This is a genomic window from Cryobacterium sp. TMT2-10, assembly GCF_004403075.1.
GTDB classification, from domain to species: domain Bacteria; phylum Actinomycetota; class Actinomycetes; order Actinomycetales; family Microbacteriaceae; genus Cryobacterium; species Cryobacterium shii.
In genome coordinates this window covers 37792-64779 of the sequence record NZ_SOGW01000027.1, presented here as the reverse complement: position 1 = coordinate 64779, position 26988 = coordinate 37792, and the positions used below count along the sequence as shown (strand labels likewise).

At 69.0% G+C, this 26988-nt stretch carries 24 protein-coding genes and 1 tRNA gene; 9 read left to right on the top strand and 16 right to left on the bottom strand.

What is annotated here, in order from left to right:
• The first annotated feature begins 166 nt into the window (after positions 1–166).
• A complete protein-coding gene (locus E3T37_RS02715; protein ID WP_241994530.1) occupies positions 167–643 on the top strand; it encodes a YbaK/EbsC family protein in 477 nt (158 codons plus the stop codon).
• A 378-nt stretch (positions 644–1021) separates the two neighbouring features.
• Here E3T37_RS02715 and galK read toward each other — a convergent pair whose 3' ends face one another.
• Both galK and galT read right to left on the bottom strand, forming a co-directional pair.
• On the bottom strand, positions 1022–2182 hold the full coding sequence (galK, locus tag E3T37_RS02710; RefSeq protein ID WP_134365312.1) for a galactokinase: 1161 nt from the start codon (positions 2180–2182) through the stop codon (positions 1022–1024).
• Positions 2179–3411 (bottom strand): galactose-1-phosphate uridylyltransferase, encoded by a 1233-nt coding sequence (gene galT, locus E3T37_RS02705; protein WP_134365311.1) that lies wholly within the window; start codon positions 3409–3411, stop codon positions 2179–2181. Before galT ends, galK begins: the two co-directional genes overlap by 4 nt.
• Positions 3412–3495: 84 nt before the next feature.
• Here galT and E3T37_RS02700 point away from each other — a divergent pair, with 84 nt between their 5' ends.
• Entirely contained in the window at positions 3496–4368 is an 873-nt protein-coding gene (locus tag E3T37_RS02700; RefSeq protein WP_134365310.1) for a DeoR/GlpR family DNA-binding transcription regulator, read from the top strand.
• Between the two features lie 9 nt (positions 4369–4377).
• The gene (locus tag E3T37_RS02695) at positions 4378–5382 is read left to right on the top strand and encodes an aldose 1-epimerase family protein (RefSeq protein WP_134365309.1); all 1005 of its coding nucleotides are present in this window, start codon (positions 4378–4380) and stop codon (positions 5380–5382) included.
• A 93-nt stretch (positions 5383–5475) separates the two neighbouring features.
• Here E3T37_RS02695 and E3T37_RS02690 read toward each other — a convergent pair whose 3' ends face one another.
• The 3 genes from E3T37_RS02690 to E3T37_RS02680 all read right to left on the bottom strand — a co-directional run bounded on the left by E3T37_RS02690 (position 5476) and on the right by E3T37_RS02680 (position 8766).
• The gene (locus tag E3T37_RS02690) at positions 5476–6981 is read right to left on the bottom strand and encodes an APC family permease (RefSeq protein ID WP_134365308.1); all 1506 of its coding nucleotides are present in this window, start codon (positions 6979–6981) and stop codon (positions 5476–5478) included.
• Between the two features lie 133 nt (positions 6982–7114).
• On the bottom strand, positions 7115–8077 hold the full coding sequence (locus tag E3T37_RS02685; protein WP_134365316.1) for a helix-turn-helix domain-containing protein: 963 nt from the start codon (positions 8075–8077) through the stop codon (positions 7115–7117).
• A 44-nt stretch (positions 8078–8121) separates the two neighbouring features.
• Positions 8122–8766, bottom strand: a complete 645-nt coding sequence (locus E3T37_RS02680; RefSeq protein WP_134365307.1) for a TetR/AcrR family transcriptional regulator — start codon at positions 8764–8766, stop codon at positions 8122–8124.
• Between the two features lie 107 nt (positions 8767–8873).
• Here E3T37_RS02680 and E3T37_RS02675 point away from each other — a divergent pair, with 107 nt between their 5' ends.
• Positions 8874–10787 carry a primary-amine oxidase gene (locus tag E3T37_RS02675; RefSeq protein WP_134365306.1) on the top strand — a complete coding sequence of 638 codons (1914 nt, stop codon included), beginning with the start codon at positions 8874–8876 and terminating at the stop codon, positions 10785–10787.
• 121 nt (positions 10788–10908) lie between these two features.
• Positions 10909–12234: a DUF445 domain-containing protein gene (locus E3T37_RS02670; protein ID WP_134365305.1), complete on the top strand. Its 1326-nt coding sequence runs from the start codon at positions 10909–10911 to the stop codon at positions 12232–12234.
• A gap of 237 nt (positions 12235–12471) precedes the next feature.
• Here the strand turns inward: E3T37_RS02670 and E3T37_RS02665 are convergent, their stop codons facing one another.
• The 3 genes from E3T37_RS02665 to E3T37_RS02655 form a co-directional block, all read right to left on the bottom strand.
• Positions 12472–12960 carry a hypothetical protein gene (locus tag E3T37_RS02665; RefSeq protein WP_134365304.1) on the bottom strand — a complete coding sequence of 163 codons (489 nt, stop codon included), beginning with the start codon at positions 12958–12960 and terminating at the stop codon, positions 12472–12474.
• A 137-nt stretch (positions 12961–13097) separates the two neighbouring features.
• Entirely contained in the window at positions 13098–14279 is a 1182-nt protein-coding gene (locus E3T37_RS02660; RefSeq protein WP_134365303.1) for a cation:proton antiporter, read from the bottom strand.
• A 17-nt stretch (positions 14280–14296) separates the two neighbouring features.
• A tRNA-Lys gene (locus E3T37_RS02655) sits at positions 14297–14369 on the bottom strand.
• A 110-nt stretch (positions 14370–14479) separates the two neighbouring features.
• On the opposite strand from E3T37_RS02655, the gene E3T37_RS02650 reads away from it, so the two are divergent.
• The 4 genes from E3T37_RS02650 (at position 14480) to E3T37_RS02635 (ending at position 17756) form a co-directional block, all read left to right on the top strand.
• Complete coding sequence (locus E3T37_RS02650) at positions 14480–15109, top strand: DNA-directed RNA polymerase subunit beta (protein ID WP_134365315.1); 630 nt, start codon at positions 14480–14482, stop codon at positions 15107–15109.
• Positions 15110–15333: 224 nt separating this feature from the next.
• Positions 15334–15918 carry an ECF RNA polymerase sigma factor SigK gene (sigK, locus tag E3T37_RS02645; protein WP_241976266.1) on the top strand — a complete coding sequence of 195 codons (585 nt, stop codon included), beginning with the start codon at positions 15334–15336 and terminating at the stop codon, positions 15916–15918.
• Entirely contained in the window at positions 15915–16847 is a 933-nt protein-coding gene (locus E3T37_RS02640) for an anti-sigma factor (RefSeq protein WP_134365301.1), read from the top strand. The genes sigK and E3T37_RS02640 overlap by 4 nt, the downstream gene beginning before the upstream one ends.
• A 21-nt stretch (positions 16848–16868) precedes the next feature.
• Entirely contained in the window at positions 16869–17756 is an 888-nt protein-coding gene (locus tag E3T37_RS02635; RefSeq protein WP_134365300.1) for an aminodeoxychorismate lyase, read from the top strand.
• 138 nt (positions 17757–17894) lie between these two features.
• Here E3T37_RS02635 and pstB read toward each other — a convergent pair whose 3' ends face one another.
• From pstB to E3T37_RS02595, 8 genes are all read right to left on the bottom strand, one after another.
• The gene (gene pstB, locus E3T37_RS02630) at positions 17895–18674 is read right to left on the bottom strand and encodes a phosphate ABC transporter ATP-binding protein PstB (protein WP_134365299.1); all 780 of its coding nucleotides are present in this window, start codon (positions 18672–18674) and stop codon (positions 17895–17897) included.
• 41 nt (positions 18675–18715) lie between these two features.
• Positions 18716–19804: a phosphate ABC transporter permease PstA gene (gene pstA, locus E3T37_RS02625; protein WP_134365298.1), complete on the bottom strand. Its 1089-nt coding sequence runs from the start codon at positions 19802–19804 to the stop codon at positions 18716–18718.
• Positions 19804–20748, bottom strand: coding sequence for a phosphate ABC transporter permease subunit PstC (pstC, locus tag E3T37_RS02620; protein WP_134365297.1), 945 nt, complete (start codon positions 20746–20748; stop codon positions 19804–19806). Before pstC ends, pstA begins: the two co-directional genes overlap by 1 nt.
• Positions 20749–20896: 148 nt before the next feature.
• Positions 20897–21991, bottom strand: coding sequence for a phosphate ABC transporter substrate-binding protein PstS (pstS, locus tag E3T37_RS02615; RefSeq protein ID WP_134365296.1), 1095 nt, complete (start codon positions 21989–21991; stop codon positions 20897–20899).
• 179 nt (positions 21992–22170) lie between these two features.
• Complete coding sequence (locus tag E3T37_RS02610; protein WP_134365295.1) at positions 22171–23106, bottom strand: NUDIX domain-containing protein; 936 nt, start codon at positions 23104–23106, stop codon at positions 22171–22173.
• The gene (locus E3T37_RS02605; RefSeq protein ID WP_134365294.1) at positions 23103–25277 is read right to left on the bottom strand and encodes an RNA degradosome polyphosphate kinase; all 2175 of its coding nucleotides are present in this window, start codon (positions 25275–25277) and stop codon (positions 23103–23105) included. Before E3T37_RS02605 ends, E3T37_RS02610 begins: the two co-directional genes overlap by 4 nt.
• Positions 25278–25333: 56 nt before the next feature.
• Entirely contained in the window at positions 25334–26275 is a 942-nt protein-coding gene (gene mshD / locus E3T37_RS02600; RefSeq protein WP_134365293.1) for a mycothiol synthase, read from the bottom strand.
• Complete coding sequence (locus E3T37_RS02595) at positions 26250–26942, bottom strand: response regulator transcription factor (RefSeq protein WP_241976268.1); 693 nt, start codon at positions 26940–26942, stop codon at positions 26250–26252. The genes mshD and E3T37_RS02595 overlap by 26 nt, the downstream gene beginning before the upstream one ends.
• Positions 26943–26988: the final 46 nt, after the last annotated feature.

The following is a 26988-nucleotide window of genomic DNA, read 5'->3' as shown; positions in this document are numbered from 1 at the left end:
GCGCCCCGGCGCCCACGTGCGCCCACGTGCGGCCGGGCGCGGCCGGGCGCGGCCGGCCTGCCCAGCCCTCCGCCGAGCCGTGAGTTTCGCCCCTCCACACACCCTCCGTAGGGCCTTCAGAGGGGCGCTTCTCACGGTTCGGCGGCTGACCGCTTAGGATTCCGGCATGGTCAACAGCATGCATCCGTCCGTCGAACGGGCGCGCGGCACCCTGCACGGTTTCGGCCTCGATCCGGAGATCAGATGGTTCGACGAAGCGGCGACGACCGCCCAGACGGCAGCAGCCGCCCTCGGTATCCCGGTGGGCGCGATCGCGAATTCGCTCGTCTTCACGCTCGACGGGGAACCCCTGCTCGTGCTGACGAGCGGAGCGCACCGCGTCGACACCGCCTGGCTGGGCGAGAGGCTGGGCGGCACCATCGGCCGCGCCTCGAAGGATGTGGTCAAGCAGGCGACCGGGCAGGTGATCGGCGGGGTCGCGCCGGTCGGGCATCCGTCGCCCCTGCGCACCCTGGTGGATGTCGCGCTGGCCGAGATCGCGGTGGTCTGGGCCGCCGCGGGCCACGCGCATACCGTGTTCCCCACGTCGTTCGACGAACTGCTGCGGATCACCGGCGGCGAGTCCACTGCTGTCGTTCCCTGACAGCGAGAGCCGGAGGCACCCCGAGCATAACTCCTGCAGATTCCGCGAAACGGACCGAAACTCGGCCGAAAAGAGCCCCGGCCGACCAGATTGCAGGAGTTATGCAGAGGGTGCGCGTTGCTCCGTGTGGCTGACTCAGGAGAAACGGATGCCGCGGGCCGCCTCCGCCAGACATGCAGCGGGTGCAGAGGGTGGTCCCACCGGTTCTTCCTGAGTTAGCCACCGAGCAAGCGCGGCTCCGGCAGGCCCTGCCCGAGCCGGAGGCGCCCCGAGCATAACTCCTGCAGATTCCGCGAAACGGACCGAAACTCGGCCGAAAAGAGCCCCGGCCGACCAGATTGCAGGAGTTATGCAGAGGGTGCGCGTTGGCCCGGGCGGCTACTCCGCGCGGCTTGCCCCGTCTGCGGCGTGCACCACGAACAGGTCCGGGGCCGTGAAACCGCGGGCCGCGAACGCGGCCGTGACCTCCGCCGTGACCCGGGGGATGAGCGAGCGCGGGGTGAGCGCGATCGCGGCCCCGCCGAATCCGCCGCCGGTCATGCGGGCGCCGATGGCCCCCGCACCGCGCGCGGTTTCGACGGCGAGGTCGAGTTCGGGCACCGAGATCTCGAAGTCGTCGCGCATCGACACGTGCGAGGCGTCCAGGAGAGCACCGATCGCGGTCGGTCCCTGCTCGCGCAGGGTGCGCACGGTGTCGAGCACGCGCTGGTTCTCCGTGATGACGTGCCGCACCCGGCGGAGGGTCTCGTCGTCGAGCAGCTCGGCGGCCCGCGGCAGGTCGTTCACGGTGAGGTCCCGCAGGGAGGCGACGCCCAGCATCCGGGCGCCCAGTTCGCAGGATGCCCGGCGCGAGGCATACCCGCCGGTCGAGTGCGCGTGGCTGACCCGGGTGTCGATGATCAGGAGTTCGAGGTCGGCCGGGGCGAAGCCGAGCGGGATCACCTCGGCGTCGAGGCTGCGGCAGTCCAGGAACACGGCGGCGTCGGCCTGGCCGAGCAGCGACGCCGACTGGTCCATGATGCCGGTCGGCGCGCCGACCGCGCGATTCTCCGCCAGCTGGCCGACCCGGGCAAGCACGCGCCGGTCGAGTCCGAGCTGCCAGAGGTCATTCAGGGCGACCGCGACCGCGCTCTCGATCGCGGCCGACGAGGAGAGCCCGGCCCCGATCGGCACGTCGGAGTCGATGAACACGTCGAAGCCGGCCACGACGGCCAGGTCCGCGCCGAACTGGCCGAGCGCCCAGGCCACCCCGAGCGGGTAGGCGGACCAGCCGGCCAGGTTCTCCGGCGTCAGGTCGTCGAGGGACAGCTCGACGGTCTCCTCGGCGAACGAACTCGCCACCCGCAGCAGGCGGTCCGGGCGCAGGGCCATCGCGACCACCGTGCGCCGGTCGATCGCGAACGGGAAGACGAAGCCGTCGTTGTAGTCTGTGTGCTCGCCGATCAGGTTGACGCGGCCCGGGGCCGACCACAGGCTGGCCGGCTGAGCGGCGAAGCGGCTCTCGAAGCCGGCGCGCACGGACTGGGCGAGGGCGCTCATGAGCGGGCCTTCCCGGCGAATGCGGCGGCGGTCCCGGCGGCGGTCCCGGCGGCGGTCCCGGCGGCGGCAGCGGTCGCGGCGGCCTCGTCGGTGTCGGCTGCGGCGGACCGTTCGACGGCCAGGCGGATGTTGTCGGCTGCCTGCTCGGGCGTGACGTCGCCGATCCACGCTCCCATCGCGGCTTCCGAGCCGGCCAGGAACTTGAGTTTGTCCTCGGCCCGGCGCGGGCTGGTCACCTGCAGCATCAGGCGGATCTCGTCGCGGCGCACGTTCACCGGGGCCTGGTGCCAGGCCGCGATGTACGGCGTGGGGGTGTCGTAGAGGGCGTCGATGCCGCGCAGCAGGCGCCGGTACAGCACCGCCAGCTCGTCGCGTTCGGCGAGGACCGTCTCGGCGAAGTCGGGCACGTGGCGGTGCGGCAGCATGTGCACCTCGATCGGCCAGCGCGCCGCGAACGGCACGAAAGCGGTCCAGTGCTCACCGCTGAGGATGACCCGGCCGCCGGCCTGCTCGCTGGCGAGGATGTCGCCGAACAGGTTCGGGCCGTACTGGTCGAGGGAGGCGATCACGCGCTGGCTGCGCGGCGTGACGTAGGGGTAGGAGTAGATCTGTCCGTGCGGGTGGTGGAGCGTCACTCCGATCGCCTCGCCGCGGTTCTCGAACGGGAACACCTGCTCGATGCCGGGCAGCTGGGACAGGGCATGGGTGCGCTCGGCCCAGGCCTCGATCACGGTGCGGGCGCGCACCACCGACAGGCTCGCGAACGACCCCTCGTGCTCCGGGCTGAAACAGACGACTTCGCAGCGCCCGACCGAGGTCCGCGTGCGGCCCAGGCCGATCGTGGCCAGGTCGTCGAGCCCGGCGGGAGCGTCGGCATCCGTGAGCAACGGCCCGAACGACGGCGACTTGTTCTCGAACACGGCCACGTCGTAGTTGCTCGGCACCTCGGACGGGTTGCCCGGGGTCGAGGGGGCGAGCGGGTCGAGGTGGGCCGGCGGCAGGAACACCCGGTTCTGGCGGGCGGCCGCGATCGAGACCCATTCCCCGGTCAGCGGATCCTGCCGCATCCGGGCCGTGGCCGGGCGCGGGTCCAGTTCGCGCAGGTCGGCGGCACGCTCGGGGGCGAGGGTGGTCTGGGGGTCATCGAAGTAGATGAGGTCACGCCCATCAGCGAGCGTGTGGCGGTGACGGACGATGCCGGTGTCGGCGACGAAGTGTGGTGTGTTCATGGCAGAAACCACGCTATCTGATCTGCGCATGCGAAACCAGAGGTTTCGTATTGAAAACCAAAACAAACTAAGTGAAGATGGAGCATGACCATTAATGCACCAGACACAGACGCAGTCGCCACCGAGCCGACCGGCGTCGGGGTCGATCTCACCGCTGACCGGGACACCCTGTCCGCATACCAGCGGCGCGAGCGGATCCAGCGTCTGGTCGACGAACGCGGATTCGTGCGGGTCAGGGAGTTGCGCGAGGCCTTCGGGGTGTCCGGCGTCACGGCGCGGGCCGACCTCGACGTGCTCGAGAACGCCGGGGTGGTGCAGCGCGTGCACGGCGGCGCGGTGCCCGCGACGCCGACGAGCGGGCGGCCGATCCGCGAGTACTCGTTCGAGGAAGCGCTCGCGGCATCCGTTCTCCCGAAACAACAGATCGGCGCGCTCGCCGCCTCGCTCGTGACGAGCGGGCAGAGCGTAATCCTCGACGTGGGCACCACCACCCTCGCGATCGCTCGGGCGCTGCTGGCCCGCACCGACCTCACGGATGTCGTCATCATCACCAACGGCCTCAGCATCGCCCTCGAACTCGAACCGGCGATCCCGCGCTTCACCGTGATCGTCACCGGCGGGTCGCTGCGCCCGCTGCAGCACTCGCTGGTCGAGCCGTTGGCCCGGACCGTGCTCAGCCAGGTGCACGCCGACCTCGCGTTCATCGGCTGCAACGGGGTCGACGCCGAGCACGGCATCACGAACATCAACCTGCCCGAGGCGGGCGTGAAGACGCTCATGCTCGCCGCGGCATCCCGCGCCGTCGTCGTGGCCGACGGGTCCAAACTCGGTCAGGTGCACCTCGGCCAGGTCGGGCCGCTCCGGGCGTTCGACACGCTGGTGACGGATGCGACGGCCACCGCCGCCGCGCTGGACTCCCTCCGCGAGGCCGGACTGACCGTTCTGCAACCGGAGTAAGTTGGCATCATGCGCGCAGCGACGGGGTTCCAATACGAATTGAGGGCGGCGACGCCCAGCGGGCCCGCCCTGGCGGTGGTCACCGAGGTCGCCGCCGGCCTGCGGATGTATTCCGTAGACGGCATAGACCTGGTCGAGCCCTTCCCGGCCCGGTCGGTCCCGCCGAAGGGCGCCGGGATCGTGCTGATGCCGTGGACGAACCGCATCCGGGACGGGGTCTGGCAGCAGGGCGGGGTGCGGCGCGAACTCGCCCTGACCGAACCCGAACTCGGCAACGCCGTCCACGGCCTCCTGCGCTACTCGCCCTATCGGCTGCTCAGTCGCAGCACGGACGCGGTGACCCTGGCCGCCACCGTCTTCCCGCAGCCGGGCTATCCGTTCCAGCTCGACACGACGGTGACGTACACCCTCACCGACGACGGGCTCGATGTTACCCACACAGTGCGGAACGTGGGCACCGAGCCCGCCCCGGTCGCCCTCGGCGCGCACCCCTACCTGAAGATCGGCGGCGTGCCCACCGACGACCTGCGGCTGCGGCTCGCGGCCGACACCCACATCGACGTCGACGACCGGTTGAATCCGGTCGGGGAAAGCCCCGTCGCCGGCACCCGGTTCGACCTGAGGGAGGGCCGGGAGGTGCGTGACCTCGACCTCGACGACGGTTTCGGCGGCGTGGGACCGGGCGCGTCGTCCTCCCACCCGCTCGGTCACCCGGCCCCCCTCGGGCACCCGGATGCGCGCAGCGAGCACTCCCTGACCGCCCCCGACGGGCGCAGCGTGATCCTCTGGGGGGACGAGCACATCCGCTACGTGCAGGTCTTCACGCCGCGGAACTTCCCCGTCACGGCTCCCGGCAGCGACGCTGACGAGCCCGTGCCCGGGCGCGCGGTCGCGATCGAGCCGATGACCGCCCCGGCGGATGCGTTCAATTCGGGAGCGGGGCTGCGCTGGCTGGAACCGGAGGAGACCTGGACGGTGCGCTGGGGCATCCGCCACACCGGTTTCGGACTCTGACACCGAAAAGCGCGCGACACAGAAGAGCGGGCGGCACCGAAAAGCGGGCCCCCGCCGATGGTAGGGACCCGCTTTCTGACTGCGGTGCTCTCTCTAGGAGAGCACATCCTGCACGAGCGCTTCGTTCTCGGTCTTGGTCCAGAGTGAGTGCAGGTAGCCGACCAGGAGCACGGCGAACGGCAGCCCGACCAGCACCCAGCCGATCGGGCTGAGGCCCCACGAGGTGACGGTCGGGTCGATGCCCTCGGCGACGGTGCCGGCGAGCAGTCCGAAGCGGCTCATCAGCAGGTATTCGCCGAGGATCAGGCCGATGGTGGCCAGCACCGGGGCGATGACGGTCTGGAATACGTTCTCGCTGCCCTGGTTGCGGCGGAAGTAGGCGATCACCGCGATGCAGACCAGGATCTCGATCAGGACGATCGCCACGACGGCGAGTCCGCTGAACCAGTAGAACATGTTCAGAATCGGGTCGAGCCGGAACAGGGCGAAGACGGCGATGACGAGTCCGCTGACGACCGAGGTGGCGAGGGAGGCCGTGCTGGGCGCTCCGCGGCGGTTGACGTGGCTGAGCGGCTGGGGGAGTGCGCCGCCGCGGCCGAGGGCGAACAGGTAGCGGCTCGCCGCGTTCTGGAAGGCGAGCAGCCCCGCGAACAGGCTGGAGAGCACGAGGATGCCCATCACGGTGGCCATCCACGGGCCTACGTACTCGGTGGCGAGGGCGAACAGCACGGCGGCCGGGTCGGCCAGCGGCACGCCGTCGAGCGTGGAGAGCTCTACCGTCTTTTCGACCACCTGGGATGCGCCCATGCCGGTGACCATCGCGAAGGCAGTGAGCGCGAACAGCACCGTGATGACGCCGACCGCGAGGTAGGTGGCCCGGGGGACGACCTTCTTGGGGTCCTTCGATTCCTCGCCGTAGATGGCCGTGGCCTCGAAGCCGATGAAGGAGGCGAAGGCGAAGGCGAAGGCGATCCCGGCAGAGCCGGTGAGTCCGCCGGCGAGGATCGCGGCCGGGCTGAAGGAGGCCCAAAAGTTGAGGCCTTCCGGACCGCCGTCGGTGAGGATGGCGATCGAGGTGACGATGAGGGCGCCGAGTTCCAGCAGCATCAGGACGCCGAGCACCTTGGCTCCGACGTCGACGCTGAGCAGGGAGAGCAGCGTGACGACGGCCCAGGCCAGGAGCGACCAGGCCCACCAGGGCAGCAGGCCGACCTGGGCCGCCAGGAGACCGCCGAAAAAACCGTAGATGGCGAGCTGGATGGCCAGGTAGGCGAGGATCGACACGAAGGCCGAGGCGCTGCCGAGGTGCCGGCCGAGCCCGCGGCCGATGTAGGCGAAGAACGCGCCTGCGTTGGTGACCCGCTGGCTCATGGCGGCGTAGCCGACGCTGAACAGCAGCAGGGTGATGCCCACCGCGAGGTAGGCGCCGGGGGCGGCCGCGCCGTTGCCGAGCACGATGGCGACCGGTACCGCGCCGGTCATGCCGACCAGCGGTGCGGCGGCGGCGACAACGAAGAAGACGATGCCGATGACGCCCAGGCGGCCGGTGTGCAGGGTGGCCGGGGCGTCGGCCTCGGGGGTGGTTCGGGTGCTTGTCATGGGGTGCTCCTCATTGAGCGGCTTCTTCTCGTGGAAGCCAGTGTCACGACTCTGGCTCAGTGCGGGGCTGCGCACTTGCCAATCCGGGAACGAAGCTTGGATCCCAGGGAAGGGTCCGGCGCCCCCGGCCGGCTCAGCCGCGACGGTAGGCGCTGGGCGGCTCGCCGAAGGCGGCGCGGAAGATCCGGCTGAAGTGTGCGGCGTCGATGAAGCCCCACCGCGCGGCGATGTCGCCCACCGAGCGGTCCGCCAGGATGGGGTCGCGCAGGTCCCGGCGGCAGTGCTCGAGCCGGCGGGCCCGAATCCAGCTGGAGACCGTGGTGTCGGCCGCGTGGAACACGTTGTGCAGGTGGCGGGTCGAGATGAAATGCGCCGCGGCGATGGTCGCGGGGGAGAGCCCCGGGTCGCCGAGGGCGCCTTCGATATACGAGCGGATGCTGGCGAGCAGGTCCCCGCGCGGGCCGGACGTCGGCTCGCGGTGGATGTTCAGTTCGCTCTCGAACATCGTCGCGACCAGGTCGACCGCGTTGTAGGCCAGCCGGTGGCCGGTGCTGCCGCTGAGCGCGTCCAGGTTCTCGGCCAGTTGCACCATGAACGGGCTGATCATCCGGCCCAGGCCCGCGTCGCCGGGCATCCGTCTCGCCGTGAGCTGGCCGACGGCGTCGACGGGCAGGTCGAGGGCGTCGTGGGGGAACATCAGCACCAGGGTGCGGAAATCCTGCTCGAAGGCGAGGGTGTACGGGCGGTGCGTGTCGTAGACGGCGAGGTCGCCGGGCCGGAGGGTGGCCTCTCGGTTGTCCTGGATCAGGATGCCCTGGCCGGAGAGCTGCAGGTTGAGTTTGAAGTAGTGCCGGTCCGTCCGGGCGATCAGCGCCGGGGTGCGCAGCACCTGGTGGCCGTTCGCGGTGACCTCGACGATGGAGAGCTCGTCGAGCACCCGGGACCGCAGCGTGCCGTGGAACTCGCTCGCGTCAGACCGGACGTCGAGGGGAACGAAGGAATCGGAGACGAGGGTGCGCCATTGGGCGAAGGTGTTCGCCTCTGCGCTCTGCACCCGGTCGTCTGATCCTCGTGAGATCAGGGGGAGGGTTGCCATGGTCACGGTAGCTCCTTTGCTGGCGTGAACGGATTCCCAGTAACCTAGCCCAGCGCACCCGGCTTGTCACGCCTTTTTTCAACACTCGTTGAAAAAAGATCGGCGGTGAACAGGCCCAGGTAGCCGTCCAGCTGGGCGACGAGTTGGTCCGGAGAATTCTCGGCCGGGGAGAGCACGGCCGTGATCTGCGCCCCGAGCACGAAGTTCATCAGCAGCCCCGTGACCTCGTCGTCCGGGACGCTGCCCCGGAGCTCGCCCAGCTCCCGCGCCTCGCCGAGCTGTTCGCGCATCGTGGCGCGCCATTGCAGCATCGAGTTCTCGTGTTCCGCGGCCTTCTGCGGGTCGGTCAGCGCCTTCTGCCAGAAGGGGATCACGATGCGGGCCTCGCTGAGACGGATGTCGTCGAGCGGCAGGATCTCGAGGCAGTAGGCCCGCAGGGCCGCGAGTCCGGCCTTCCCGGCCGTGGCGTCCCGCATCCGTCGACTGGTCTGGCTGAAGACGTGGCCGAAAGCGAAGGTGAGCAGGTCGTCCTTCGTCGGGAAATAGGGCTTCAGGGCGCCGTTGGCGAAGCCGGCTTCCGCGGCGATCTCACGCATGGTGGCACCCTCGATGCCCTGGCGGGCGATGATGCGCCAGGTCGCGTTGACGAGCTCCACTCGGCGCTGGTCGTGGTCGACAACCTTCGGCATGCTGCCCTCTCGTGACCGGACGGGGCCGGAAACAGACCCTTGCCATCGAGCTTAGTAACACCTTATTATTCTACAACCATAGGAAAACAGCCCCGGAAAGGGAAACCATGACTCCCGTCTCGCTCGTAGTCAACGCCGCCTACGCCCTGGCCTCGGATACGGAGATCGTCGCCGTGCGCGGCATCCTCTCCGACGCCGGGCTGCTGGGCGAGAGCATCCGGGTGGCCTATCTGGGCCTGCTCGACCCGCCCCGCGGTGCCGCCGCCGAACCCGACCGCCGGTTCCGCGTGTTCCTGCACGACGTCTCCGGGGCGGCGCCGAAGGACGTCACCGTGTCCGCCACCCGGGAGCTGGTCGAGTCCGTGGTCGTGCTCGACACCGCCGAGACCGGCGAACTGCCGGTCCTCGAGGAGGAGTTCGCCGCGGTCGAGGAACTGCTCACGCATGACGAGCGCTGGCTGGCGGCGCTCGCCGCACGCGGCCTCGACGTCGACACCGTGCGCGTCGCGCCGCTGTCCGCCGGGGTCTTCGAATACCCCGAGGAGAAGGGGCGGCGCATCCTGCGCGGCCTCGCCTTCGTGCAGGACTTCCCGGAGGACAGCGCCTGGGCACACCCCGTCGACGGTCTCGTCGCCTACGTCGACATCGTCAGCAAGACCGTCGACCAGGTGATCGACTTCGGCGTGGTCCCGATCCCGGCCGAGCACGGCAACTACACCGACCCGACGCTGACCGGTCCCCTCCGCGAGACCCTCAAGCCGATCGAGATCACCCAGCCGGAAGGGCCGAGCTTCACGGTGACCGGCGGCAACCACGTGGAGTGGGAGAAGTGGAGCCTGGACGTGGGCTTCGATGTGCGCGAGGGCGTCGTGCTGCACAACATCGGCTTCGACGACGCCGGGGTGCGCCGCTCCATCGTCCGGCGTGCCTCGATCGCGGAAATGGTGGTCCCCTACGGCGACCCCGCACCCGTGCGCTCGTGGCAGAACTACTTCGACACCGGGGAATACCTGGTGGGCCAGTACGCCAACTCGCTCGAGCTCGGCTGCGACTGCCTGGGCGAGATCACCTACCTCAGCCCGGTGATCACGGATGGCTTCGGCAACCCGCGCGAGATCCGAAACGGAATCTGCATGCACGAAGAGGACTGGAGTATCCTCGCCAAGCACAGCGACCTCTGGACCGGAATCGACTACACCCGGCGCAACCGTCGCTTCGTGATCTCGTTCTTCACCACGGTCGGCAACTACGACTACGGCTTCTACTGGTACCTCTACCTCGACGGCACGATCGAGTTCGAGGCCAAGGCCACGGGTGTCGTCTTCACCAGCGCCTACCCCGGCAAGGGCTACCCCTATGCCTCCGAACTGGCTCCCGGCCTGGGCGCACCGTTCCACCAGCACCTGTTCAGCGCCCGCCTGGACATGGCCCTCGACGGCGACACGAACCGGGTCGAGGAGGAGGAGGCCGTGCGCGTGCCGATGGGCGAGGGGAACGAACGCGGCAACGCCTTCAGCCGCAAGCGCACCCTGCTGGCCCGTGAATCGGACGCGGTGCGGGAGGCCGACATGAGGTCGGGGCGCACCTGGCTCATCTCCAACCCGAACGTGCTCAACCGGCTCGGGGAGCCCGTGGGCTACAAGCTCTACCCGGAGGGGCAGCCGACCCTGCTCGCCGACGAGAACTCCTCGGTGGCCCGGCGCGCGGCCTTCGCGACCAAGGACCTCTGGGTGACCCGCTTCGCCGAAGACGAGCGCTACCCCACCGGGGACTTCGTGAACCAGCACGCCGGCGGCGCCGGGCTGCCGGCCTACATGGCGGCCGACCGGGACCTCGACGGCCAGGACATCGTGGTCTGGCACACCTTCGGGCTGACCCACTACCCGCGGATCGAGGACTGGCCGATCATGCCCGTCGACACCGCCGGCTTCAAGCTGAAGCCCGACGGCTTCTTCGACCGCAGCCCGGTGCTGGACGTGCCGGCGAGCACCCCGGCCCCGGAGGGCCACTGCCACTGCTGATCGCCGGTACCTGTTCCCGAGCCGGACCACTGGTGCCGTCACACCGGCAACAGTTGTCCGATTCGGCGGCACCTGCCCCGCACGGTTTCCTTCCCCGGCGCTGATCGGGCAGGGTGGGAGGATGGCCGAACATCAGAGGAATGACGTGACCGGGGCCGCGGCAGCGACCCTGCCGGGGGCGGGCCGCCCGCCGCTGAGCCCGCAGGATGCCGTCCGCCTCCGCGCGCTCATCCGGATGAAGCGACTCGCGATCGGCCTGCTCCTGGTCATGGCCGTCGTGTTCGCGACCTCGTTCGCCCTCCAGGACACCTACCCGTGGCTCCAGTACGTGCGCGCCGCGGTCGAGGGCGGCATGGTCGGCGCCATCGCGGACTGGTTCGCCGTGACGGCCCTGTTCCGCTACCCGCTGGGGCTGCGGATCCCGCACACGAACATCATCGCGAGCCGCAAGGATGAGATCGGGGCCAGCCTCGGCGAGTTCGTCGAGACCAACTTCCTCTCCGAGGCGGTCATCCGCGGCAAGCTGGAGTCGATGGGGGTCTCCCGCCGGCTCGGAGCCTGGCTGTCCGTGCCGGAGAACGCCCGGCGGCTCACCGACGAGGTGGCCGTGGCCGGCGCCGGACTGCTCGAGCTGCTCAGCGACGACGCGATCAAGGATCTGATCGAGACCGTGGCGCGCGAGCACCTGCTGCGGCCGGAGTGGGCTCCGCCGATCGGCCGGGTGGGGCAGCGGATGGTCGAGTCCGGCCGGCAGCACGCCCTCGTGGACCTGCTGCTCGAGCGGGCCGAGGGCTGGCTGCTCACGCATCCGGAAGCCTTCGGCCGGGCCGTGTCCCAGCGGCTGCCGAGCTGGATGCCCGGTTTCGTCGACAAACTGGTCGACGACAAGGCCCACCGGGAGGTGCTCGCCTTCATCGCCGGCGTGCGGGCGGATGCCGCGCATCCCCTCCGCGAGGCGATCGACCGCTACCTCGCCGAGGTGATGGACGATCTGCAGCACGACCCGGCCATGATCAACCGGATCGAAACCGTCAAGGTGGAGCTGCTCGACAGCGCCCGGCTGCGCGAGTTCGCGAGCGAGACCTGGGAATCGGTGAAAGCGTCGCTGGTCGAGGCGCTGAAGGATGCGGAGAGCGAACTGTGCGCGGGCATCCGTTCGACCGCCATGGAGGTGGGCGTTCGCCTGACCACGGATGCGGCGCTGGGCTCCCGTATCGACCGCTGGCTGGCCGACTCGGCGAGCTACGTGGTGCGCAGCTACCGGCATGAGATCGCCGGCGTGATCACCGAGACCGTGGCGCGGTGGGATGCCGCCGAGACCGCCGAGAAGATCGAACTGCAGGTCGGCAAGGACCTGCAGTTCATCCGGATCAACGGCACGGTCGTCGGCGCGCTCGCCGGGCTGCTGATTTTCGCGGCGGCGCAGGCCCTGCTCACCCTGCTCTAGGCCGCTGCCCTGGTCGCCCTGCGCTAGTCCTGCTCTGGCCGGGAACCCGCCCGGTTCCCGGCGACTCCCCTGAACGACCCTGCCCTAACGAATTCGACGGAGATTTTGCCAAAATCGGCCCGAAACAGGCCCGATGTCGTTTTTTACCGCAGAATTTCCGTCGAACTGGTTACAGGCACTTGGTTACAGGCAGTGACCTGTCGGCCGACCGCAGCGGCGCAGCGGTGCTGGGGGGCGTTACGCCGCCACGTCGAGCCGGGCCGGTGCCGGTCCGGGCAATCCGGGCGCGCCAGCGGAGATGCTCCGTGGTGCCATGGCTGCGGATCCGCGCCCGGCGGAGGCCGGTGCGGTGCCGACCACGCCGTCGTCCGGCACGCTCACGTCGCGGTCCAGGATGCTGCCCGAGGCCACGCGTGCGCGCCGGCCGATGCGCACATAACTGCCCAGGCGCGCTCCGCTGCCGATGCCCGCTTCCGCGCCGACATGCACGTTCTGGCCGATGAACACCCGTGATCCGACTCGGGCGTCGTGGTCGATCCAGCTGCCCGGCCCGATCCACGCCTCCGGTCCGACCCGTGCGCCGCTTTCTACATACGCCGTGCGGGACACGAACGCACCGGGGTGCACCCGCGCGTCGGGGGACACCAGGCCGTGCCCGTTGGCGTGGCGTCGGTACTTCGTCACGACGCCGGACTCGATTTCAACTTCTTCATTCACTTTTCCCATCTGCGACCTCCTTCTGTCGCTGGTGCGGCTCTGGCCGCTCCATTGACGTGAAGTATGAAGGGGCTACCCGAGCGCTGACCGTGTCAACGCTGGGTGCGGGCCGGGAATTCCCGGGCAGAGCATCCGTGCGGGGCCGGTCAGGGTGCTGCGGGGGTCGTCTCCGCCGCCCGGGCCTGCTTCTTGGCTGCCCGGCCGCCCGCGAGTGCGGAGGCCACGACGGTGATGAGCGCCCCGAGGATCACGGCCGCCCCTTCGCCGGGCAGCAGCAGGTCTGACCGGGTGCCGATCGTCACGGCCGCGACGGGCACCCCGAGCTGGGCCGCGGACAAGACGCCGAGCGGGAGCTCCTGCCCGAGCAGCCGCGTGACGATGTGGGCCAGCAGCGCCCCACCGCCGAGCAGCAGCCCCAGCAGGATCATCTGCGGATGGTCGACCAGGTCGAGCAGGTTGAGGGAAGCGCCGAGCCAGACGAAGAACAGAGGCCCCAGGAATCCGTCCGCGAGGGCGAACAGCTGCCGGGCCAGCCGACGCGGCTCGCCGACCGCCGCGACCGCGAGTCCGAACGAGAAGCCAGCGAGCATGATCGACACATTGCGGTACACGGCGAGGGCGGCCATCGCGAACAGGGTGGCCAGCTGGAGCCTGAGTTCGAGGGCGAACTTGCGTTGCTCCGACAGATGGTGCACCGCGATCCGCGATCCGTTCCGCTCCAGCCAGGACAGCACCAGATACAGGGACAGGGCCGCGGCCGAGACGATGAGCGCGCCCAGGGCCGTGCGTGCGGCGTTGGGCGGATCGATCGCGAGGGGGAGCGCGATGATCGCGGCGATGTCGGCGACGGCCACCTGGGCCGTCAGCTGCAGGAGCGGGGTACCGCGCAGCCGCAGGGACTGCACGATCGGCAGTACCAGGGCGGCGGACGACGACGCGATCAGCACGACGTACAGCGGGGCGTGCAGGGTGCCGAACAGGGCGGCAATGCCGACGCCGAGGATGACGGCGGGAACCAGGACCAGGCCGGCACGGGCCACACCCGTACCGAGCGCGGAGCGAAGCTGCCCGTCCCGCATAGGCACGTGGCTGCCGGCGACGAACATCATCAGGGCGAAGCCCACGTCCGCCAGGAAGGTGAGCGTCGGATCGGTCGGATCCACGAGCCGGAGCCCGGTCTGGCCCACGAGGATGCCGGCCAGCAGCTGCCCGAACATCACCGGCAGGCTCCACCGGCGGGGGATCGCCAGCAACGGGCCGAGCAATGCCACCACGGAGATGATCGCCAGCGTCTGGAAGGTCATCGCGAATTCCATCTCAGGTTGCATGCCCCGAATGAAGAAAGTGGGCCCCGTCGGGCTCGAACCGACGACCCAAGGATTAAAAGTCCTTTGCTCTACCAACTGAGCTAGAGGCCCGCGGTTAATAATGTACAGGGGATTGCCCGAGGGTTTTTCTCGGTACCGTGAGAGAACGTCCCGCAAGCGTCGAGACGGATGCGCCCACAGCGAACACACAGGAGGATGCGATGGCCGAAGACTTCCACAAGCCGACCCAGTTCTCCGGCAGCAAATTCGAATCCTTCCAGGGGGGCGAGGACCCTGCGCTGATCAGCCGGGTCGCGCACGAAACGGCGCACGCTCTTCTGGCGCGCGTGCGCCGCGACCCTGACCCGGCCGTCGTGGATCGCCTCGTGGCCTACACCGACGAGCACGGCATCGACGCCGTGGCCGAGCTGTGGTCACGGGCGACGCCGCGCAGTCTCCCGGGCGCGCTCTGGCGGCTCTACCTGGTGCGGCTGCTGATCCGTCAGGATCCGGAAGGCACCGCGTTCCTGTACCAGCGCGGAACCGAGGTCACGGTCGCCATCGATCCGCTGGTCGCGGGCGCCGTGGCGCCCACGGGGCCGGGGGAGATCATCGCCCTGGCCGACCAGATCCTGCGGGGCATCTTCACCGGCGACTTCGCCGTGGCGCTGGACCGGGCGGCGGCGTTCTGCCGCGTCACCTCCGTCGGGTGCACGAGCATCGCCGACGACCTGGAGACGACGCAGCCGGTGCGGTCGACCGAACTCACCACCCGCGCCCTGCGCTTCTCGACCACCGCGCAGGAGTTCGGTTCCTGCGCCCGGCTGTGGCGCAGCGAGTCGCTGGACTAGACGAATTCGCCGGCCGCGTCGTTTACACTGGATCCTGGTCGGGCCGCAGTAACCCCGGGCTCCAATATTCGCCGCTTTGAGCGGCCTCGCGCCGAGAGGCGTTCTGCGGCCCGGCCTTCACTCGTCCTCCCCGCGGTCTGCGGTCGCAATCGTGACCAATCCGATCCGGACTCGGCCCCGAACCTCAGTCATGGAACGGGAAAAGACCTGACATGCTTGTTCTCATGACTGCTGACTTCGACTTCGACCTAGAGTCGACGGTCCCGGAATCCAAGGAACAACTCCTCGGCCGGGTGGCGCGGGGGGACGAAGCGGCGTTCGGCGAGCTGTACGACCAGATGGCACCACGCGTGCTGGGTCTGGTCAGACGGTTGCTGGTCGATCCCGCCCAGTCGGAAGAGGTGACCCAGGAGATCTTCCTGGAAATCTGGCAGTCGGCGACACGGTATGAGGTTCAGCGTGGCGGCGCCTCGACCTGGATTCTGACGATGGCGCACCGGCGCGCCGTCGACCGGATCCGGTCGTCGCAGGCCAGTCGCGATCGTGACACGAAGATCGGCATCCGCGACCTCGCGGTCGCCTACGACGAGGTATCCGAAACAGTGGAAGTACGGCTCGAGCACGAAAGGGTGGAGAAGGCGATGTCCAGATTGACGCAACTGCAACGTCAGGCGATCAGCCTCGCCTACTACGGCGGCCTCAGCCAGAGTGAAGTGGCCGAGCGGTTGCAGATCCCGCTCGGAACGGTGAAGACGAGGTTGCGAGACGGCATGATCCGGCTGCGCGACGAATTGGGCGTGGCGTCATGAGCGAGAACACCCGCCAGAACGGCGTCGAACGCGGCGACAACCCGGGCGACCTGGCCGGCGCCTACGCCCTGAACGCGCTCGGCGCTGACGACGCCGCCGCCTACGAGAAGCACCTCGCCGAATCGGAGCAGGCCCGGATTGAGGCTGCCGAGCTCGGCGACACCGCCGTCGCGCTGGGTCTGGCCGCGGCGCCCGTGCAGCCCACCCCGGGGCTGAAGGCCTCGCTGATGGCCGAGCTCGCGGCGACACCCCAGCTGCCCGCGCTGGCCGGTCCGGCGGCTGCGGTCGCTCCGGTCGCTGCCCCGCAGGCCGAACCGGGCGCGACCGAGGCCGCCCGGCCCGAGACGCTTAAGCCCGCTCAGACGAGGCCTGAGACGACGAAGCCCGAGACGACGGATGCCCCCGCGGATGCCCCCGCGACCGTGACCCCGATCGGCGGGGCGGCCGCGCAGCGGGCCCGCAGCCGCTGGTTCCAGCGCCCGGTCGGACTCCTGCTGGCCGCCGCAGCGGCCGTGGCGCTGTTCGTGGCCGGCGGATTCGCCGGGCAGGCCTTCAACACGAACCAGTTCGAGCAGCAGCAGGCCGCCGGCCTGGCCCAGATCAACGCCGCCCCGGATTCGCAGCGGGCGTCGACGACCACGGCCGACGGGCATCCGGCCACCCTGGTCTGGTCCAGCGAGCGCCACCTTTCGGCGCTGCTGGTCGACGACCTGCCGTCCCTGCCCTCCGACAAGGACTACCAGCTCTGGTACATCGGGGGCGACGGCGCGGTCCCGGCGGGCACCTTCGACTCCTCCGGCGCGGGCACCGTCTGGCGCGTGCTGGACGGCAGCATGACGGCGGGAGACACGATCGGCGTCACCGTGGAACCCCGCGGCGGCTCCCGTCAGCCCACCACCGACCCGATTGTCGCCATCCAGAGTTCCTGACGCATCGTTTATGCTCGGCGTATGACACTGCCATTCACGCTGCTGATCGACCCGGTTCCGGCCGATTCACCCCGCACGGATTTCAGCGACACGTTCCATGAGGTGAACTCCGACGCGCCCGCCCTGCGCGTGGACGACCTCAGCGCCCAGCGCGGGGACGGGATCTTCGAAACCCTGGGGTTCATCGACGGGTCCCCGCAGGAGGTGGGACCGCACATCGGTCGGCTCTGCAACTCCGCCGAGATCTGCGAGTTGCCGGCGCCCAACGTCGCCCAGTGGTTCGCCGCGATCACGCATGCCATGGAGCGGCTGCCGCGCACGGGCGAGATCGCGCTGAAGATCGTGCTCAGCCGCGGGGTCGAACCCGGTCCGGTCGCCACGGCCTGGCTGCAGGCGACCGCGGCGCCCGACTTCGGGCCCGTCCGCACGGATGGCGTGCGTGCGGTCACGCTGGACCGCGGCTATCCGCGGGGCGTGGCCGAGCAGGCCCCGTGGCTGCTGATGGGGGCCAAAACCCTCAGCTACGCGGTGAACATGGCGGCGCTGCGGGAGGCGAAGCGCCGCGGCGCCGACGACACGATCTTCCTCACCCATGACGGGTTTGTGCTGGAGGGCCCCACCTCGAGCGTCGTCATCCGGTCCGGCGGGGTCTACGTCACGCCGGTGCCGAGCGGGGCCATCCTGCACGGAACGACCCAGCAGAGCGTCTTCGAATACCTGCAGGCGGCCGGGGAGCGCACGGAGTACCGTGACCTGACCGCCCCGGAGCTGCGGGCGGCGGACGCGGTCTGGCTGGTGTCCAGCATCCGGATGGCCGTGCACGTCACCGAACTCGACGGGCAGTCCCTGCCGACCGACCCGGAGCGCACCCTCGCCCTGAACCGGCACCTCCTGGCCCGCACCACCTGAGCCCCGCCCGAACCAATTCGACGGAGATTCTGCTCCCACGGGGCCGGATCAGGCGATTTTGGCGCGTTTTGGCCAAAATCTCCGTCGAATTCGTTCGGGGCAGGCCCTCGTGCGGGGCGAGCCGGGGTGGGCGGCGGGTTAGCCGAAGCGGCCGGAGACGTAGTCCTCGGTGGCCTGAATGCTCGGGTTGGAGAAGATCGTGGTCGTGTCGTCGTACTCGATCAGCTTGCCGGGCTTGCCGGTGCCGGCGATGTTGAAGAAGCCGGTGCGGTCGGAGACCCGGGATGCCTGCTGCATGTTGTGAGTGACGATCACGATCGTGTATTCGGACTTCATCTCCTCGATCAGGTCCTCGATCGCGAGCGTCGAGATCGGGTCGAGGGCCGAGCAGGGCTCGTCCATCAGGATGACGTCGGGCTGCACTGCGATCGCCCGCGCGATGCAGAGGCGCTGCTGCTGACCGCCGGAGAGGCTCGAGCCGGGCTTGTCGAGCCGGTCCTTGACCTCGTTCCAGAGGTTCGCACCCTGCAGGGACTTCTCGATCAGGTCGTCGGCGTCGGTCTTGGCCATCCGGCGGTTGTTGAGTTTCACGCCGGCCAGCACGTTGTCGCCGATCGACATGGTGGGGAACGGGTTCGGGCGCTGGAACACCATCCCGACCTGCCGGCGCACGAGCACCGGGTCCACGCCGGGGCCGTAGAGGTTGTTGCCGTCGATGAGCACCTCGCCGGTGACGTAGGCCCCCGGGATGACCTCGTGCATGCGGTTGAGGGTGCGCAGGAACGTGGACTTGCCGCACCCGCTGGGCCCGATCAGGGCCGTCACGGTGCGAGGCTCGATCGTCAGCGACACGCCTTCGACAGCCAAGAACTTGCTGTAATAGACGTTGAGGTCGTTGACTTCAATGCGCTTGGACATGCATTCCTTCGAGTTGGACGGCCAGCGGCCGCCGGTGGAGCCTAGCGGCCGAGCTTGGGGGAGAAGAGTTTGGCGATGATGCGGGCGAGGGCGTTCAGCAGCATCACGATCAGGACGAGGGTGAGCGCGCCGGCCCAGGCCCGGTCCAGGTAGGCCTGGGTGTCAGCGCCCTGGTTGGCGTACTGCGTGTACACGAACACCGGAAGGGTCATCATGCGCTCGTTGAACAGGTCGTAGTTCATGCTCGCCGTGAACCCGGAGATGATCAGCAGCGGCGCGGTCTCGCCGATCACGCGTGCGATCGAGATCATGATGCCGGTGACGATACCGGCCAAGGAGGTGGGCAGAACGACCTTCAGGATGGTCAGCCACTTCGGCACGCCGAGCGCGTACGCGGCCTCGCGCAGCTCGTTCGGCACGAGCTTGAGCATCTCCTCGCTCGAGCGCACGACCACCGGGATCATCAGCACCGACAGGGCGATCGCGCCACCGAAACCGAACCGGATGCCCGGGTCGTTGAACAGCAGGGAGAACAGGGCGAAGGCGAAGAGGCCCGCGACGATCGAGGGGATGCCCGTCATCACGTCGACGAAGAAGGTGATCGCCCGAGACAGCCGGCCCCGGCCGTACTCGGTCAGGTAGATCGCCGTGAGCAGCCCGATCGGCACCGAGATGAGGGTGGCGACTCCCGTGATCAGCAGCGTGCCCATCACGGCGTGCAGGGCGCCGCCACCCGCGCCGACCACGTTGCGCTGGGACGCCGTGAAGAACGTCGGGGTGAGGAAGGCGGGCAGGCCGTTGATCACCGTGGTGGCCACCAGGGAGATGAGCGGGAGCAGGGCCACCACGAAGGCGGCGGTGACCAGGGCGGTGACCAGACGGTCCTTGGCCTTGCGCACGCCCTCGACGAAGTAGGACAGCAGGTAGATCGCGACGCAGTAGAGCACCGTGCCGAAGAAGAGCGTGCCGGCGATGTTGAAGCTCTCGCTGGCTCCGGAGAGCTGCACCACGAAGAACACCGCGGCGGTGACCAGCCAGCTGCCCAGCAGCACGGCGAGGCCCGAGTGCTTCGGAAGCTTGCCGGCCGTGAGCGAGTTCGTCATGGGCGCCGCCATGGTGGTCGTGCTCATCAGTTCGCTCCCGAGAAGGCCTTGCGGCGGTTGATGATCAGGCGGGCGACCATGTTCACGGCCAGCGTGATCACGAAGAGCACCAGGCCGGTAGCCAGCAGGATGTTCACGCCGGTCCCGTGCGCCTCCGGGAAGTTCAGGGCGATGTTGGCGGCGATCGTGGTGGGGTTCTGCGAGGTGAGCAGCTGGAAGACCACCTGGGAGCTGGGTGAGAGCACCATGGCCACGGCCATCGTCTCACCCAGCGCGCGGCCCAGTCCGAGCATCGACGCCGAGATGATTCCGGAGCGGCCGAAGGGCAGCACGGCCATCGCGATCATTTCCCAGCGGGTCGCTCCGAGGGCGAGGGACGCCTCCTCGTAGAGAACGGGGGTCTGCAGGAAGATCTCCCGGCACAGGGCGGTGATGATCGGCAGCACCATGACGGCCAGCACGATCGCGACCGTCAGGATCGTGCGGCCGGTGCCGGAGACGGGACCGGCGAAGAGCGGGATCCAGCCGAACCATGCCACCAGGGTGGCGTAGAAGGGCTGCAGCAGCGGCGCGAGAACGCCGATGCCCCAGAGGCCGAAGACCACGGATGGCACGGCGGCGAGCAGGTCGACGATGTAGCCCAGTCCCTGCGAGAGCTTGCGGGGAGCGTAGTGGGAGATGAACAGCGCGATGCCGATGGCCAGTGGAACGGCGATGAGCAGGGCCAGGAACGCGGACCAGAGCGTGCCGAAGGCGAGCGGCCAGACGTAGGACCAGAAGTTGGTGTAGCCGCCGGTGAAGTCCTCCGGCTTGGCCACGAAGGCGGGGAGGCTCTGCACCAGCAGGAAGGCGGCAACGGAGGCGAGCACGGCGAGGATCAGGCCGCCGGAGACCACCGTGGCGGTGGAGAAGATGCGGTCGCCCGGGCGCTGAGGCGCCCGGATCGTTCCACGGGCAACTGCGGTGGTCATGCCTGGCATCTCCCTGAGGTGGTGAGGTGGTGAGTGTGGGGGAGGTTCGAGCCGCTGGCCACAAACCTCAGTCTGCCCGGTCCGGGAGGCGCATGCAATGCGACGCCTCCCGAACCGGGCTGACCTGAGGTGATGCTGGTGACGAGTGTTACTTGATGGTGGCGAGAACTGCGGAGACCTTGTCGGCGAGTTCGGTCGACAGCGGCGCGGCGCCACCGGCGGATGCGGCGACGGACTGGCCGTCGGAGCCGGCCATGTAGCTGACGTAGGCCTTGACCAGTTCGCCCTGTGCTGCGTCGGCGTACTCGGTGCAGACGACGGCGTAGCTCACGAGAACGAGCGGGTAGTGCGTCGGGTCCGTGGTGAGACGGTTGATCTTGATGGCGAGGTCGCTCTTGTCGCGGCCTTCGACGAGGGGCGAGTCGGCGACGACGGCGGCAGCAGCATCGGCCGTGTAGCCGACGAACTTGTCGCCGACCTTGATCTTGGCGACGCCGAGGTCGCCGGCCTTCGAGGCATCCGCGTAGCCGATGGTGCCCACGCCGTTGGTGACGGCGTCGACGACACCGGAGGTGCCCTTGGCGCCCTCACCGGACTGCAGCGGGAACGGGTCGGCCGGTGCATCGGTCCACACGTCGGGGGCGGTCTGGAACAGGTAGTCCGTGAAGTTCTTGGTGGTGCCGGAGTCGTCCGAGCGGTGCACGGCGGTGATCGCGGTCGCGGGGAGCGTCGCCTTCGGGTTCAACGCGGCGATGGCCGGGTCGTTCCAGGTCGTGATCTCGCCCTTGAAGATCTTGGCGAGCGTGCCGGAGTCCAGGTTGAGGTCTTTGACGCCCTCGACGTTGAAGATCACGGCGATCGGGGAGATGTAGACCGGGAGGTCGACGGCCGAGGAGCCGGGAGCGCAGGCGGCGAACGTGCCGGCCAGCTCTTCGTCCTTGAGGTAGGAGTCACTGCCGGCGAAGTCGGAGCCGCCGCCGATGAAGGTTTCGCGGCCGGCGCCGGAGCCGGACGGGTCGTAGTTGACCGTGACGTCGGGGTTGGCCGTCTGGAACGCTGCGATCCAGGCTTCCTGGGCCGAGCCCTGCGCGGAGGAACCGGCGCCGGTGAGGGTGCCGGTGAGAGCGCTGGCAGCGCCCTCGGTGCTGGCAGGAGTGGCGGATTCGTTCGAGGCACAAGAAGACAGTGCAAGAGCGGCAACGACGGCGATGACCGCGGGTCGGCCAAAACGCGTGAAGTTCACAAGGATCCCTTTCGAGGGTTGACTGCAAAGAAAATGACTGCGTAGTCGAGACCGGTGCTGGCCTCGGGGAGACACTATTCCTCGTGGTTAACGACACCCCTGCACGCAGGTGAACGGAAGGTTAACGCATCGTGGCGGGCCGCTATGGGTCCGCCACCACGCGTTGAAGGAATGCCCGGTCAGACCGCGGGCGAGTGGGTTTCGATCGCGACGATCCCGGCGCTCGGATTGTCGGCGGAGAGGTGCACGACCGAGAACGATCCCGTTTCCAGCGCCGCGGCATCCGAAATGTAGGAACCGTATGTGCTGCCCGTGGCGAGGGCGATCTCGTGCAGGATCTTCGGCAGCACCGGCCCGTGGCTGCAGATGACGGCCGTCTTGCGCGACCGCACCCGCTTGCCGATGCCGGACCGCACATCCGCGGTGCCCTGCTCGAACGCGTCCTGACTGTACCGCTCGGTGCGCTTGACCGGGATGCCCGTGGCCGCGGCCAACGGGGCGACGGTGGTCACACAGCGGGTCGCCGTGCTCGACACGATCCGGCGCGGCTGCCAGGCGGTGATCGTGGGCACGATGGCGGTGGCCTGCTTCACGCCCCGCTCGGTGAGGGGCCTGCTGCTGTCCGTGCCGTCCCAGTTGCCCGGCTGCACCGCCTTGGCGTGCCGGAGCGCGATCAGGGCGAACGTGCGGGTGACGCCGGTGTCGACGAGTTTCGCGAACGCGTCGATGATGTCGACGTCGGGCGTGTAGCTCAGGTAGGTTCGGGCCTTCTTGATGGTGACCCACTCGATCGCGGCCACCTCGCCGTTCGGGACGAACGTCGACTGCTGGATGGCTTCCGGGGAGACCTCCGCGGCCCAGTAGTGCACGATCTTCTCGCGTCCGTTGAGCAGAGAGTAGGCCGAGATGCCCAGCGGCACCCCCAGGGCCACGGCCAGCCCGGTCTCCTCTTCGATCTCGCGCACGGCCGTCTGCGGCAGCGTTTCACCCGGATCGAGTTTCCCCTTCGGAATGGTCACGTCGCCGTACACGGTGCGGTGGATCAGCAGGACGTTCATCTTGCCGTCGATCAAACGCCAGCAGACGGCGCCGGCGGCGTAGACGGGGTCGGTCATCGACGGCCCGTTGGGCGCTTGCGGAGGGAGATTTGTTGCATGAGCCTGTTCTGCATGTCGTCGAGCGGCTGCCCGGATTCGTCCTGGTGGTGTCTGGTCCACTCGCCCGAGCTGTCCAGCCACCACGACGAGGTGCGGTCGTCCATCGCCCGGGTGAAGAGGGCGTCGATTTCGGTGAGGTGGTCAGGGTCGACCAGGCGCACCAGTGCCTCGACGCGGCGGTCGAGGTTGCGGTGCATCATGTCGGCGCTGCCGATGTAGACCTGCGGGTCGCCGTTCGTGTGGAAGGAGAAGATCCGCGAGTGTTCGAGGTAGCGGCCGAGGATGGAGCGCACCTTGATGTTCTCGCTCATCCCGGGCACGCCCGGTTTGAGACTGCAGATGCCGCGTACCCAGATCTCGACCGGCACCCGGGCCTGGCTGGCCCGGTAGAGAGCGTCGATGATGGCCTCGTCGACCATGGAGTTGACCTTGATCCGGATGCCGGAGGGCTTGCCGGCCTGGGCGGCTGCGGTCTCCGCCGCGATGCTCTTGAGCAGCCCTCGGCGCAGGTGCAGCGGCGCCACGAGCAGGCGCTTGAACTTCTTCTCGATGGCGTAGCCGGAGAGCTCGTTGAACAGCCGGGTGAGGTCCTTCCCGACCTGCGGGTCCGCAGTCAGGAGACCGAGGTCCTCATACATCCGGCTGGTCTTGGGGTTGTAGTTGCCGGTGCCGATGTGGCTGTAGTGGCGCAGCACCCCGCCTTCGTTCCGCACGACGAGGGCGAGCTTGCAGTGGGTCTTCAGGCCGACGAGGCCGTAGACCACGTGCACGCCGGCCTTTTCGAGCTTGCGGGCCCAGGTGATGTTCGCCTGCTCGTCGAAGCGGGCCTTGATCTCGACCAGCGCGAGCACCTGCTTGCCGGATTCGGCGGCGGCGATGAGCGCTTCCACGATGGGGCTGTCCCCGGAGGTGCGGTACAGGGTCTGCTTGATGGCGAGCACGTTCGGGTCGGCGGCGGCCTGCTCCAGGAACGCCTGCACGCTGGTCGCGAACGACTCGTAGGGGTGGTGCAGCAGGATGTCCCGGCGGCCGATGGCGCTGAAGATGTCCGGTTCCGCGTTGGGCTCGGGCGCGAGCAGCTGCACGGCCGTCGTCGGGACATGCTTGGCGTACCGCAGGTCGGGCCGGTCGATGCGCAGGTCGAACAGGCCGCCCAGGTCGAGCGGCGCGGGCAGGCGGTAGACCTCCTGCTCGGTCACGTCGAGCTCGCGCACCAGCAGGCCGAGGGTGACCTCGTCCATGTCCTCGGTGATCTCGAGGCGGATGGGCGGGCCGAAGCGGCGACGCAGCAGCTCCTTCTCGAGGGCCTTGATCAGGTTCTCGGTCTCGTCCTCTTCGATCTCGACGTCTTCGTTGCGGGTGACCCGGAAGACGTGGTGTTCGAGGATGTCCATGCCGGGGAACAGGTCGCCGAGGTGGTTCGCGATCAGGTCCTCGAGGGTGATGAAGCGCACGCTGTCGACGTTCTCCCGGCGGTCCACGCGCACGAAGCGCGGGAGCATGGTGGGCACCTTGAGCCGGGCGAACTCCTGCTTGCCGGTCTTCGAGTTGCGCACGCGCACGGCGAGGTTGAGCGAGAGCCCCGAAATGTACGGGAACGGGTGCACCGGATCGACGGCGAGCGGCATCAGCACCGGGAAGATCTGGTTCGAGAAGTAGTCGCGCAGGGAACGGCGGTCGGCTTCGTCCAGGGTGTCCCAGTTGACGATGTCGATCCCGGCTTCGGCCAGGGCCGGGCTGACGAGGTCCTGGAACGCGTGGGCGTGCCGGTCCTGCAGCACGTGCGCCGTGGCGGAGATGTCGGAGAGGGCGTCCTGGGGTGCGCGCCCGATGTTGGTCGGCACGGCCAGCCCGGTGAGGATGCGCCGTTTCAGTCCGGCCACCCGCACCATGAAGAATTCGTCCAGGTTGCTGGCGAAGATGGCGAGGAAGTTCGCCCGCTCCAGCGCCGGCAGGTCGGGATCCTCGGCGAGTTCGAGCACCCGCTGGTTGAACGCCAGCCAGCTCAGTTCGCGGTCGAGGTACCGCTCCTTGGGTAACGCCGGATCGTTCACTCCGATCAGGGGATCGAAGTCGTCGTCAAAGTCGCTGCCCAGTCCCGATTCGGTCTGGATGTTATCGCCGTCCATCTCCCCATCTTGACACTGTGAGGCACACGGATGCGACGATCCGGCATGAACACCGGCTAACGAATGTGTCGGTGGTACTGCACATCGACCGTTCGGTCGGTGAAACCGAGGGAGCGGTACAGGTTCACCGCCGCGACGCTGTCGGCCTCCACGTAGAGATCCACGGTGCTGCAGCCGCGTTCGCGGAGGCGGTCGAGGCCGGCCTGCATGAGCCGGCGGCCGAGGCCGCGCCCGGCGGCATCCGGATGCACGCCGATGACGTAGATTTCGCCGACGGGGGAGCCGGGCTCCACCTTGAGCCAGTTGTAGCCGAGTAGTCGGCCGGACGCGGCCTCCCGGGCGAGCAGGAAGTCGCCGGCGTCGAACCAGGATTCCGCCTGGCGGGCCGCGAGGTCCTGCTCGGTGATCAGTCCCTGTTCCGGGTGGCTCGCGAAGACGAGCGCGTTGAGCGCCACCCAGTCCGCGTCGTGCGTGCCGGGCCGGAACGCCTCGATGACGATGCCGTCCGCCGGGTGGGCGAGGTGGGCCGGGTTCGCCGGGTCGGCCCCGTCCGGAACGGGCGGGGCGGCCGTCAGGTCCTTCCGCAGCTGCAGCAGGGTGCGTTCGGCGGCGAACCCGAAGCGTTCGGCCAGGGCCCGGGCCGCCGGGTGGTCACCGTGTGACCACAGGCGGAGGTCGCCCGGGGCATCCGTCAAAAGCCGGCCGAGGGCGTCGCCGCCGTGCCCGAGCCGCCGGGCGGCGGGGTCGATCACGAGGTCGAGTTCGCCCGCGCCGATGATCCCCGCGCCCACGACGCCGGTGTCCGCGTCCCCGGGGTGGGTGTCCGCGTCCCCGCTCGTCACGAGGAACGGCGTGCGCCGCCCGGAGGCCAGGTCGAATCGGGCCTGCTCGTTGAACGGCTGGTAGTCGTCGTGGGCCGTCGCCGCCGCGGCGACGCGGTCGAACTCGGCCGCGAAGGCCGGGTCGGAGAGGTTAGTCGCGGACCGGATGAATGCCACGGGTCCCGTCCTGCTCGGTCACGTTGAAGCGGTAGCCCACGTTGCGCACCGTGCCGATCAGCGATTCCTGGTCGCCGAGCTTGGCGCGCAGCCGTCGCACGTGCACGTCGACCGTGCGCGTGCCGCCGAAGTAGTCGTAGCCCCAGACCTCGCTGAGCAGCTGCTCCCGGGTGAAGACCCGCGACGGGTGGGCGGCCAGGAAACGCAGCAGCTCGAACTCCTTGTAGGTGAGGTCGAGCGGGCGGCCGTGCACCTTCGCCGAGTAGCTGGCCTCGTCGATGACCACGCCGGCCGCGCGGATGGTGGCGGATTCCTCCGGCCGCGGGGTACGACCGGCGGCCAGACGGATGCGGGCGTCCACCTCGGCCGGTCCGGCCGTGTCGAGGATGACGTCGTCGACGCCCCAGTCCGGGCTCACCGCCGCGAGACCGCCTTCCGTGATCACCAGCAGCACCGGCATCAGGCTCCCGGTGGTGCGGAGGATCTGGCAGAGGGACTTGGCCCCGATCAGGTTGGTGCGCGCGTCGACCAGGACCAGATCGGAATCGGGCGCACGAACGAGCTGATCCGGCTGGGCCGGAATGATGCGTGTGCTGTGCGACAGCAATGCGAGGGCGGGAAGAACGTCAGTGTTGACCGCCGAGGTCAGGATCAACAACTGGGCCACGCGCACCCTCCAAAGATCGTGGCCCCATACTAGCGTGCCGCCGAAT